10 protein-coding genes are annotated in these 12,003 nt (G+C 63.7%); 5 read left to right on the top strand and 5 right to left on the bottom strand.

Annotation, left to right across the window (positions count from 1 at the left end):
- Positions 1 to 20: 20 nt before the first annotated feature.
- Together QY325_07450 and QY325_07445 are read right to left on the bottom strand one after the other, a co-directional pair.
- Positions 21 to 500 (bottom strand): hypothetical protein, encoded by a 480-nt coding sequence (locus QY325_07450; GenBank protein WKZ67757.1) that lies wholly within the window; start codon positions 498 to 500, stop codon positions 21 to 23.
- Between the two features lie 145 nt (positions 501 to 645).
- Positions 646 to 999, bottom strand: a complete 354-nt coding sequence (locus tag QY325_07445; GenBank protein WKZ67756.1) for a four helix bundle protein — start codon at positions 997 to 999, stop codon at positions 646 to 648.
- A gap of 163 nt (positions 1,000 to 1,162) precedes the next feature.
- Between QY325_07445 and QY325_07440 the strand changes: the two genes are divergently transcribed.
- Complete coding sequence (locus QY325_07440) at positions 1,163 to 3,514, top strand: M1 family metallopeptidase (protein WKZ67755.1); 2,352 nt, start codon at positions 1,163 to 1,165, stop codon at positions 3,512 to 3,514.
- Positions 3,515 to 3,928: 414 nt separating this feature from the next.
- On the opposite strand, the gene QY325_07435 is transcribed toward QY325_07440, so the two are convergent.
- The 3 genes from QY325_07435 to QY325_07425 form a co-directional block, all read right to left on the bottom strand.
- Positions 3,929 to 5,116, bottom strand: a complete 1,188-nt coding sequence (locus QY325_07435) for a hypothetical protein (protein ID WKZ67754.1) — start codon at positions 5,114 to 5,116, stop codon at positions 3,929 to 3,931.
- Between the two features lie 97 nt (positions 5,117 to 5,213).
- Positions 5,214 to 5,444, bottom strand: a complete 231-nt coding sequence (locus QY325_07430) for a hypothetical protein (protein ID WKZ67753.1) — start codon at positions 5,442 to 5,444, stop codon at positions 5,214 to 5,216.
- Positions 5,441 to 6,265, bottom strand: a complete 825-nt coding sequence (locus QY325_07425; protein WKZ67752.1) for an SOS response-associated peptidase — start codon at positions 6,263 to 6,265, stop codon at positions 5,441 to 5,443. The genes QY325_07430 and QY325_07425 overlap by 4 nt, the downstream gene beginning before the upstream one ends.
- A gap of 32 nt (positions 6,266 to 6,297) precedes the next feature.
- Between QY325_07425 and QY325_07420 the strand changes: the two genes are divergently transcribed.
- The 4 genes from QY325_07420 (at position 6,298) to QY325_07405 (ending at position 11,992) form a co-directional block, all read left to right on the top strand.
- Positions 6,298 to 6,846, top strand: a complete 549-nt coding sequence (locus QY325_07420; GenBank protein ID WKZ67751.1) for a 2'-5' RNA ligase family protein — start codon at positions 6,298 to 6,300, stop codon at positions 6,844 to 6,846.
- Between the two features lie 159 nt (positions 6,847 to 7,005).
- A complete protein-coding gene (locus tag QY325_07415; protein ID WKZ67750.1) occupies positions 7,006 to 8,514 on the top strand; it encodes an aryl-sulfate sulfotransferase in 1,509 nt (502 codons plus the stop codon).
- Positions 8,514 to 10,778, top strand: a complete 2,265-nt coding sequence (locus QY325_07410) for a CotH kinase family protein (GenBank protein WKZ67749.1) — start codon at positions 8,514 to 8,516, stop codon at positions 10,776 to 10,778. Before QY325_07415 ends, QY325_07410 begins: the two co-directional genes overlap by 1 nt.
- Positions 10,775 to 11,992, top strand: coding sequence for a T9SS type A sorting domain-containing protein (locus QY325_07405; GenBank protein ID WKZ67748.1), 1,218 nt, complete (start codon positions 10,775 to 10,777; stop codon positions 11,990 to 11,992). Before QY325_07410 ends, QY325_07405 begins: the two co-directional genes overlap by 4 nt.
- Positions 11,993 to 12,003: the final 11 nt, after the last annotated feature.

Below are 12,003 nucleotides of genomic sequence, written 5' to 3'. Positions count from 1 at the left end.
TTAGGCGGTGGCAGGAGCGCCTACCACACGAACGTATACGGCCTCGATCCCTGGATGAAGGTATGCGACCGCGTGGGCAGCTTCTCACCCTCCACATGCACCAGGTTCTGCTGCTCGTAGTAGAGGTCCTGTAGCAGGGTGTTCTGCACCAGGAGGTCCTTCGGTGAGGTGATGCTGTCCACCTGCAGGTAGCAGTAGAGCGTTTCGCCGTCGAGTTCCTTGCCCACCCAGGTCCAGGTGAGCTGCTTGTTCTGGAAGAGCACGAGGTGCTGGTGGAAGTAGGCGTTCAGGATGCTGTCGGCCTTGGGGTGCTCGCGTTCGGACCCGAGCTTCAGCGGGGCCACGTTCTCCAGGGCATGCTCGATGTCGTGCGCGGTGATGCGCCAGGTGAGGTCGAGCGTCTGCGTGGCCGGGGTATGGCGGATGGTGAGGATGGAGACAAAGAAGTCGTGGGGCGCGAGCGCGCCGAAGAGCAGGAGTACGAGGAGGGAGGCTTTCATGCCAGCACAAAGATGGAGGATGGCCGCGGGCTCTGGGCTCCGGGCCACGGGCTGGTTCGTGCGTCACTGCGTTGTAAGCGCATTGCCCGAGGCTGTTCGCCCGTAGCCCGAGGCCCACAGCCCACAGCCCGAGGCCCGCAGCCCCTCACACCTTCAACTTCTCCATGAACCCCATCATCATCTTCTGCTGCCGGTCGATGTCGGTGATGATCCGCTCAGCTTGGGCCACCGGACACCACTTCCTTCTCATCGCTGAGAGCACTTGTGTTTCCAGTTCGAACGCTGAGCCCAATGCGATCTCCATGAAGCGGTATTTGTCCTTTTCGCTGCGACGCGAGTTGCCCTCGGCAATGTTGGAGGGGATGGAAATGGCGGCCCGCTGGGACTGCCCCTTGTATTCCGAAACCTCCTGCCAAGGCAGACCATCGTACAGGTCGTACACGGAATCGATGAGGTTCATGCCATGCTGCCACATGTCGAGCTTCTTGAAGTCTTTCATCGGGTGTGGTTTTCCGAAAGTTCGCTAACCCGTTCAACAGCCCGCAGCCCGCAGCCCACAGCCCACAGCCCGCAGCCCGTAGCCCGTAGCCCGTAGCCCGTAGCCCGTAGCCAGAGGCCCGCAGCTCACAGCCCGAGGCCCGCAGCCCCGTATTTTCGCGACCATGCTCCGTTCGCACGCCCTCGCCCTTTGCACACTCCTCGCTACAGCGAGCCTCGCCCAGGACTCCCCCCGCTACGGCCGCGACAAGTTCCGCCAGTTGGACCAGGAACTGCCCACGCCCAACGAGCAGCGCACCGCCAGCGGAGCCCCCGGCCACGCCTATTGGCAGATGAAGGCCGACTACGATATCAAGGTCGAGATCGACGATGCCACCCAGAAGCTCACGGGCAGCGAGACGATCACCTATCACAACCAGAGTCCCGACAAGCTCGAGTATCTCTGGCTGCAGCTCGACCAGAACATCTTCGAGCCCGGCAGCGACGCTAACCTCATCCGTACCGGCACCATCGGCGACAGCGTGAGCCTAAGGACGCTGGAGCGCTGGACCCAGCCCTTCGAAGGTGGCTTCCGCATCACCAGTGTCACCGATGCGGCTGGTGCCAAGCTGAAGTACACCATCAACAAGACCATGATGCGCATCGACCTGCCCAAGCCCCTGGCGCCCGGTGCGGTCTACAACTTCAAGGTGGCCTGGTGGTTCCCCATCAACGACCGCGACAAGGTGGGCGGCCGCAGCGGCTACGAGTACTTCCCCGAGGAGGACAACTACCTCTACACCATCGCGCAGTTCTACCCGCGCATGTGCGCCTACATGGACTACAGCGGCTGGATGCACAAGCAGTTCCTCGGTCAGGGCGAGTTCACCCTCGATTTCGGCGACTACACCCTCAGCATCACCGTGCCCAGCGATCACATCGTGGGTGCCACCGGCACGCTGCAGAACGAGAGCGCCGTGCTCTCCGGCACCCAGCGCGAACGGCTCGCCAAGGCCCGCAAGGCCGACAGCCCCGTGATGATCGTGACGCCCGCCGAGGCCGCCGAGGCCGAGAAGAGCAAGGCCACCGGGAAGAAGACCTGGGTCTTCAAGTCGCAGAACGTGCGCGATGTGGCCTTCGCCAGCAGCCGCAAGTTCATCTGGGACGGCATGAACCAGCCGGTGGGGAAGAACAACGTGCTCTGCATGAGCTTCTACCCCAAGGAGGGCAACCCGCTGTGGGAGCAGTACAGCACCAAGGTGGTGGCGCACACCATCAAGACCTACAGCAAGTACACCATCGACTACACCTACCCGGTGGCCATTAGCGTGCACACCGACCGCATCGGCATGGAGTACCCCATGATCTGCTTCAACGGCGGGCGGCCCGAGAAGGACGGTACCTACAGCGAGCGCACCAAGTATGGCATGATCGGCGTGATCACGCACGAGGTGGGGCACAACTTCTTCCCCATGATCATCAACTCCGACGAGCGGCAGTGGACCTGGATGGATGAGGGCCTCAACACCTTCGTGCAATACCTCACCGAACAGGAGTGGGACAAGGACTACCCCAGCTGGCGCGGCAGGCCCCGCAACATCGTGGACTACATGAAGGGCGACCCCAACGCCGCGCCCGGCCAGGAGAAGGCGCGCATCGAGCCGATCATGACCAACAGCGAGAGCATCACGCAGTTCGGCAACAACGCCTACGGCAAGCCCTGCACCGCGCTCAACATCCTGCGTGAGACGGTGATGGGCCGCGAGCTCTTCGACCACGCCTTCAAGACCTATTGCGAGCGCTGGAAGTTCAAGCACCCCACACCGGCCGACTTCTTTCGCAGCATGGAGGATGCCAGCGGCGTGGACCTCGACTGGTTCTGGCGCGGTTGGTTCTACACCACCGACCATGTGGACATCGCCATCACGGGCCTGAAGTACATGCGCATGGACCCGCGCGATCCGATCGCCGCCAAGGAGCTGCAGCGCAAGGACAAGGCCGCCGAACCCGTTGACATCAGCCGCCAGCGCAACATCGAGGCGAAACTCGATTTCGTGGTGGACCGCGACACCACCACGCGCGACTTCTACAACCGCTTCGATCCGCTGAAGGCCACCGAGCGCGAACTGGCGGCCTATGAGAAGTGGAAGGCGGCGCTCACGGCCGAGGAACAGGCGCTGCTGGGCCAGGACCTGCACCTGTACGAGCTGGCACTGAAGAACATCGGCGGGCTGGTGATGCCGGTGATCCTGGAGTGGACCTACGCGGACGGCACCACCGAGGTGGAGCGCATCCCCGCCGAGCTGTGGAAGACCAGCGACGAGGTCACCAAGGTCTTCGTGAAGCGCAAAGAGGTCAGGAGCGTCACCCTCGATCCCTTCCTCGAGACCGCCGATTGCGACCTCAACAACAATAACTGGCCGCCGCGCATGGTGCCCACCCGTTTCGATGTCTTCAAGGAACGCGAGTGGCGCCGCCCCAACCCCATGCAGGAGGAACGGAACCGGCAGACGGGCGGGGAGATGAAGGGGAGGTGATCATCATGCATCCGACAGCCAGTCAACTGTTAACGGAGGTTCTCACCTGGACCCAAGTACAGGAAAGTGATCGGTATTTCTCGACCAGTGCATACCCAGAGAACCGCTGTAGGCTCCGTATGAATGATTTTCCGGATGAACCACTTTGGACCCTGCTTATCGATGGTGAGGAGTATCACTTCGATGATCAGCCAATGTGTTGGACGATCAATTACCTAAGCGCATAGATATTCAAGACTGGTGTGGGCGTGCCCCCGGCCCAAGTGCAGCCGGGGTCGCGTGCTGCGCTGTAGCCGTCTTGCCATGGCCAGCGGCTGCGGCACTGCGGGGTCTGCTCGTTCCTTGCAGCCTCCTCATTGCTCGCATCCACATGGCCCTGCCTACGCCGGGCTGCCGCTTCGCCCGCTCACGCGATCACCGCACCTCCACTACCCGCACCGCATAGGGGTCCGGCGCCGAAGGCCTGCCCAGCTCGGGGTGCGGCATCTGCCTGAACCTGTAACGGCCCGGCGGCAATGCCTTCATGGTGAAGCCGAAGGACTGCGGCTTGATGTCCGTGCAGAGCTCGCCCGGCAGCTGACCGAAATACAGGAAGACGTCGCGCACCTCGCTTTCCTTGGTGCGCGGCTGCACCTTGGCGTAGGCCTCGTAGCGCCCGCATGAGCCACCGATCCAGTGGAAGGTCACGGTGAGCTCGTCGCTGCTCCTGGGGTCCTTCGGCATGATCGTGAGCGCCGCTTCCGGGATCTCCGTCCAGATGCTGTCCGGGTCCACGGTGAACTCGATAACCTGGCTCTGCTCCACATAGCGGAAGGTGCGCGGGTCGATGGTGCTGCGCACGTTCTCCACCACGGCCGGCTCCCACCAGCTGCTGAGTTGCAGCACCCGTTTGAATTCGCGGTCCAGTTCGGGGTAGGCGCTGCCGTTCAGGTCCACCCGGTGGATGCTGCCATCGGTCTCGATGGTCACCAGCGCCGAGAGCTTCACCCGGGCATTGGTGCGCTCGATCAATGGCTTGCTGAAGTGCGCGCGGATGAAGCGATCGAAGTTGGCCGGGCCGCCGGGATAGCTGGTTTCACGCGCCGCTGTGGGTGGCACACGTGGGTAGCGCTTCACGAAGGGCATCAGGTCAAGGATGCGCACTTCGGAGTGCATCTTACCGCCGCGTGAATAGACCAACAGCCCACCATGGCAGGCCAGAGTATCCGCCGCGCCGAACGGATGCTCCAGGTTCCAGCCGGGCCGCCGGGCATCGCGCCTTTGCAGGTCCTCCGCCTGGTCCGAAAGGCATTTCATCAGGCGACGGCTGTCCAGTTCGAAGTTGCCTTGCGTGAAGGGCATGCGCAGGGTAAAGCCGAACAGCGACGGGGTGTGGTCGATGTGAAGGTCCATCAAGGTACCACCGGGCAGGTACTTCACGCGCCACGGATGGTCTGCGCTGGAGGCATGCACTATGAACGAAAGCACGCTGTCCCCCTGCGCAGGTCGGAGCTTGTCCGCCAGCAGGGTGTCGTTCCCGGGCGAGAACACCATGTACTGCGCCACGCCGTTGCGGAACAGCTCATGGTCGAGGGTCACCACCACATGGAGGGGTTGCTCCATCGGGCCGGGTTGTGACCGAACGGCCAAGGTCAGCAGCAAGCACCCGGACAGGATCGCATAGTTCATGGCCGGCAGTACACGGCGGAAGGCGACAGGTTCACCGGGTGGTGACCACTTCATGGCCGTTCCCGATGGCGGCCAGCAGGATGTCCTGGATACGATGTCCCACGGCATCCCACGAAAGCTGGTGGTCGTGGTGGTCGAAGGCGGCAAGCGCGGTCCGTTCGTACAGGTCCGGATCGCTGAAGTGCTCGGCGATGTGCGCGGCATACTGGTCCGCTGTGGCGTTGTAGGGGAAGAGCCGGCCGTTCACGCGGTCCGCTCTCAAGGATGAAGCGGGTCGGCGAGGGCCAGTTCCGGGTAGTTGAAGGGGGCGCTTGCCGCCGGATGATTGCCGATGCCATCCTTGCCCAGCAGGTGCCGAACCGGATGCGCGGTCATGGCATCGGCCGGGTAGGGCTTGATGAGCCCCTGAATGACCCGTTGGTCCGCATCCGACCGGATGGGCATCAGCCAGAGGTCCTCTTCGGCCTCGGTGAGGATCACGGGCATGCGTCCGGTCTCCTTGGAGGCACTGTCCATTGCGTTGGGCTTGTTGTGAATGCGGGTCATGAGGTCATTCCCTGCACAGGTGACGATGCTGAAGGTATGGTGGGCCTCCCCGGTTGCCGGGTCCTTCCAGCGCTCCCACAAGCCGGCGAGGGCGAAGTGGGGGCGGTGCTTGAGCCGGATGAAGTACGGATAGGTGCGCTTGCCCAGATGGTGGTGCTCATAGAAGCCCTCCACATGGACCAGGCAGCGCTTTTCCCGGGCCGACGCGCGGAAAGCCGGTTTCTCGAAGATGGTCTCTCCCCGTGCGTTCAGGGTCTGGTTCCAGAGCTGCTTGCGCTTCCCGTCGTCCTTAACCCAAGAGGGGATGAGCCCCCAGATGGACAGCTGAGGCTCGTGGGGGGCGGCATCGGTATAGACCACCAGCCGAGGGTGGGAAAAGGCGTTGCCAAAATGCAGGTCCGTGAGGCCTTCCGATGGTCCATCGCCCTCCAAAGGAGGGGCGAGCAGGCGTGCCAGTTTCTCCGCAGCCCCCTTGTTCCCGCGGCTCTTCGCGATGCGCAGGGCCATCTCGGTGCGGGCCTTCACCCCGTAGCACATGGAGCAAGGTTACGATGCCCTTGCTTTGCACCATGGCGCCCTGCCATCGGTTCCTGCTGATCATCCGGCCGGACGAGTCGGTTTCCACGTTCGTCTGCGCCGCTCGTGACCGGCTGCATGCGCGCATCGGAAGCTTCAGTGGCAGGAGGGTGGTGCCGCACCTCACCTTGTTCTTCGCTGATCTGGAAGAGGGCCTGGGGCCGCGGCTGCAGCAGGCGGTTGAAGCGACCGCTGTGGCCCTGGCGCCGTTCGGACTGACCTACTCCGGCATCACCCATTTCCCGGATGGGCGGACCATCTACATCGATCCGGTGGAGAAGGAGCGCATCGGAGCAATGCGCGCACCGCTGGCTGCTGCCGCGCTGGCTGATCCGCGTATCGGTCAGGCCATCCGCGAGACCACGCACCCGCACCTGACGATTGCCGCAGGGCTCCGCCCCGATCAGTTCAAGGAGGCTTGGGCCATGCTGGCGCCCCACCGCTTCGCCGCAGCCGAGGAGGTGCGGCATGTGCAGTTGCTGCGGCGGCCCTTGGTGCCAGGGGCGGAGTATGCCCTGATGGCGGCGATTCCGTTGGGTTGACGGCGCTTACCGGTGCCGGGTTGGTCGTCTCGGGGCGCTGATTGGTCGCGAAGGGGACTGCATTAAACCATCATTAATCGTGCGTGTCCATCCCTTTAACACATTTGTCTGCATGCGACCTGGCATCAGGGCGCATGCCCCCACCCAAACCCCATGTGCATGTTCCCTGACCGCCTGCTGAGCAAGGCCATTGCAGCCGCTTGGGCCCTGGCCGCCATCGAGGCCGGCGCCCAGTTCGATGGCTTCGCCCTCTACAACCTCACCAACCAGACCACGGCGCGGCTCATCAACGCCAACCAGCAGATCGCCTACACGTGGAACTGCCCGACGTCCTTCAGCTACGCCATGGCCTTGAAGCCCAATGGCAATCTGGTGCGATCCGCGGTGAACGTAGGCAACCAGATCAACACCGCCGCAGGCAGCGGCAAGGTGCAGGAACTGAATCCGCAGGGCCAGGTGGTGTGGGAGTTCGTTTACTCCAGCGCTGATTACATCACCCATCACGACTTCTGCCTCATGCCCAACGGGAACGTGCTGCTCCTGGCGTATGCCCGGAAGACCCTCGCTGAGCTGCAGGCGGCGGGTTACACAGGCACCACGGCCAAGTATCCGGGGCGCATCATCGAGATCCAACCCACGGGCAGCACGGCGCAGATCGTCTGGCAGTGGGATATGTGGGACCGCTTCATCCAGTACGCTGACCCGGCCAAGCCCAACTACATGCCCATCGCGGAGCACCCGGAGCGCATGAACATCAATGTGGCGATCAGCGGCGGCGGCGGTCCGGGCGGCGGAATAGACTGGTTCCATGAGAACGGCATCGACTACAACGAGGAGCTGGACCAGATCGCCTTCAGTGCGCGCCACCTGAGCGAGATCTTCATCATCGACCACAGCACCACCACCGCCGAGGCCGCAGGGCACACCGGCGGCAACGCGGGCCGTGGCGGCGATTTCCTCTTCCGCTGGGGCAAGCCCGCCAACTACGCGGTGGCCGGCCCGCAGCGCATCCCGGCGGCGGTCCATGATGTGAAATGGGTGAAGGGTGGCTCCATGGACGGCTGGATCTCCTTCTTCAACAACAACGGCGGCGGCAGCAGCACCAGCACCGTCGATGCCATCAACCCCGACCGGAATGGCTACACCTACCCGTGGACGCCCGGCACTGTGTGGGGGCCGGCGAACTACGGCTGGAGACACACCTGCCTGGCCTATGCCAGCGGGCAGAGCTCGGCCGACATCATGCCCAACGGCAACGTGTTCTGCGCGCCCAGCGGCCAGTACCTGTACGAGGTGAACAGCGGCAATCAGGTCATCTGGCAATACAATGCCAGCCCTCAGCGTGCCTTCCGGTACACCTGCGACCACCCTGGCATCATCAACCTGCTCAATGACCCTTGCGGCATCACCACCGATGTGCCCACCGATGAGGAGCTGGCCGCCTTCGGCATGTTCCCGAATCCGGCGCGCGAGCAAGTGAACCTTATGGGGGTTGACGTGCAGACCCTTCGCGCCTTCGTGGTGCACGATGCCAGCGGCCGCGAGGTGAAGCGCGAGCTTCCCGGGTGGACCATCGACGTGAGCGACCTGCCCGATGGCGTGTACACCGTGGTGCTTGAGCATGGCACCGGTGAGCGACAATCCCGCAGGCTGGTGGTGGCGCATTGATGCGGTCGCGTATCCTGCTCTCGGTCCTGTTCACGGCCGCAGCGATCCAGGCGCGGCCGCAAGCCTCCTTGTTCGACCTGAGCGCGGTGCATGAGATCCGCATCAGCTTCGCCGAGCCGGATTGGCGCGCGCGGCTCGAGGACCTCTACACGGAGGGGCAGAACGGCCGCCTCGTCGGGCAGGTGAGCATCAACGGGACGGTGCTGAGCGGCTGCGGAGTACGCTTCAAGGGCTACAGCTCGTACAGCGCCGGCCGGATCAAGAACCCGTTCAACATCGACCTCAATCACACGGTGAGCGGCCAGAGCTACCAGGGCCAGAATAAGCTCAAGCTCAGCAACGTGTTCCAGGACCCCAGCTTCCTGCGCGAGACGCTCACCTACGCGATCGCCCGCGAGTACATGCCCGCCTCGCGGACCGGCTATGCCAACGTGTGGGTGAACGACACGCTCCAGGGCCTCTATGTCATCACCGAGGATGTCGGCAACGATTTCCTCGCCGCGCATTTCGGCGACAACGACGGATCCTTCGTGAAGGGCAATCCGCCCACGGTCGACCTGACCGGCGACAACTGCAACCTGAGCGATGCGCCCGGCACCGACAGCACGGCCTACTTCGACCTGTACGAGCTTCAGAGCGCGCACGGCTGGGGCCACCTGCTCGACCTGATCGACGCGCTGAACCTACATCCCGACCGGATCGACAGCGTGCTCAATGTGGACCGTGCCCTCTGGATGCATGCGCTCAACTATGCCCTCATCAACTTCGACAGCTATGTGGGCTACGCGCAGAACTACTACCTGTACCGCGACCGCGATGGCCTGTGGAACACGATCCCATGGGACATGAACATGAGCTTCGGAGCCTTCCGGCTAACCGATGCCAGCACTTATTGGAACGGGTTCAGCATCGCGCAGGCCATGAACATCGATCCCCTGAGCCACTACAACGGCGTCAGCGTGTCGGAACGGCCGCTCATGCGCAGCCTCTTCCAGGACCCGATGCGGCGGCGCATGTACCTGGCGCACATCCGCGCGATCCTCGATGAGCATTTCACCAACGGCGATATCTACCAGCTCGCAGCGCAGCTGCGCACGCTGATCGATGCGCATGTTCAGGCCGACCCGAACAAGTTCTACAGTTACCAGGGCTTCCTCGACAACCTGGCCGACCCGGTGAGCTTCACCATCACCTATCCCGGCATCGCGCAGCTCATGACCGGGCGCGCCGCCTACCTGCAATCCTATCCGGGCTTCACCGGGCAGCCCTCGATCGGCTGGCCGCAGACCGCGCCGGTCGACATCGTGGTCGGGGAGCCCTTGACCATCACCAGCGCCATCAGCGGCAGCGACACGGCCTTCCTTGCCTACCGGTTCGGTATGAATGGTCGGTTCGCGAAGACCGCCCTGCTCGACGATGGCCTGCACGGCGACGGCGCGACGGACGATGGCGTCTACGGCGCCGTGATCACCGCCGAATCGAACCTGATCGAGTATTACATCTACGCGGAGAATGCCCTGGCGGGCGAATTCAACCCCCGTGGCGCCGCATACAAGACACACCGCGCGTTCACGCGCATCGAGCCGGGCATGCTGGTGATCAACGAGTTCATGGCCGACAACCGCACCCAAGCGGATGCCTCCGGCGCCACCGGTGATTGGATCGAGCTGTACAACGCGAGCGGCAGCACCATCAGCACGGCGGGCTTGTACATGAGCGACGATCCCGATGATCCGCAGAAGTGGTTCATGCCCGGTTTCATCCTGGCGCCCGGCGAGTACCTCATCATCTGGGCCGACGACCGCGAGTGGGTGGATGACTACCATGCCGGCTTCAAGCTCGATGCGGAAGGGGGGACCCTGCTGCTGGCGTACGATGCGGAGAACGTCATCGATCAGGTCGCTTTCGGCCAACAGTACCCGATCTACTCCTGGGCGCGGTCACCCAACGGAACGGGCGCGTTCAAGCGGATGGCACCGACCTTCAAGACCTACAACCACATCGTAGTAGGCTTCGATACCGACGCGGCTTTCCAGCTCTGGCCCAATCCGGCCACCGCGCAGGTGCTCGCCTTCGTCGACCGGGATGGCGAATTCGAGGTGGAGGTCTTCCGCGCCGATGGCCGAAGGATGGCCGGCCCGATCAAACGCAGCAGCCGTCAGCTCGTCGAAGTGGATGCCTACGGCCTTCCTGCCGGGCATTACACCTTGCGCGCCACCTTCGGCGACGCCACCCTGAGCAAACCCTTCATCATCATCCCATGAAACAGTTCCTCGCCCTGCTTGCCTTCGCCGGGCTGCTCTCCGCCGAAGCCCAGACCTTCACCACGTGGCGCATGGCCGAGGGCCTGCCCACGGATGACCTGCGCGATGTGGCGGTGGCGCCGAATGGCACCATCTGGCTCGCGACCGGCGCCGGCGTGGTGAGCTTCAACGGAAGCACCTTCACCACCTACACGGCGGCCACCAGTCCTGGCCTGGTGAATGATGATGTGTACGCCATCGCCGTGATGAGCAACGGCGATGTCTGGGCCGGCACCGACTTCGGGGCGAGCCGCTACGATGGATCGTCGTGGACCGCCTTCACCACCGCCGATGGCCTTGGCGACAACGAGGTCAAGAACATCAAGCAGGCGCCCAACAACGACATCTGGTTCGCCACCATCAACGGCGCCACCCGGCGCACCGGCGCCGGCGACTTCACGGCCTTCGGCTCACCGGATATCCCCTTCGGCGGCGCCACGCACGTGGCCTTCGCCAGCAATGGCGATGTGCTCCTAGGCGGCGGCCTGGGCGGCGTGATCGTGTACAACGGTAGTGCCTTCACGGCCATCACAATGGCGGACGGGCTCTTGAGCAACCGCATCCGCAGCATTGCCGTGGATGCGCAGCAGAGCAAATGGGTGGGCACCGCCGAGGGCGTCTCCGTGCTGGATGCCTCCAACGTGCACAGCGCTGACCATGAGCATGTCTTCATCCTGCCGCCGCCCGATGAGCTGAATCCCATCACCGACATGCTGGTGGACAATGCGGGCCGCATCTGGGCCGGTGTGTATGTGGACTACCTGGTGACGGTGGGCGGGGTGAGCGTGTACGCCAACGGCGCCTGGAGCCAGTACGAGGAGCCCGATGGCCTCGCGGGGCCGAACGTGCGCCGTCTGGCCAAGGATGCGAGCAACAGCATCTGGGTGGCCACCAGCACGGGTCTCACGCGCATCAGCAACATCACCATCGGCATCGATGAGCGCACTGCGGGTCGCTTCCGGCTCTTCCCGAACCCTGCGAGCACGATGGTCGAGGTGGCGCTGGAGGCGCCTGAGGTGAATGCGCCAGCCGAGGTGCTCGATGCCAGTGGGCGTGCGGTGCTCACGGAGCGGGTGTCCGGTCAGCGGCTGCGATTCGATGTCTCCGTGCTGAAGGCTGGGCTCTACGTGATGCGCATCGGCGATGAGGCCGTTCGCTTCGCGGTGGAGCGGTAGCGGTGCACGAC

Source organism: Flavobacteriales bacterium (assembly GCA_030584065.1).
GTDB lineage: Bacteria > Bacteroidota > Bacteroidia > Flavobacteriales_F > PHOS-HE28 > PHOS-HE28.
This window is presented reverse-complemented; position numbering and strand designations above follow the sequence as displayed.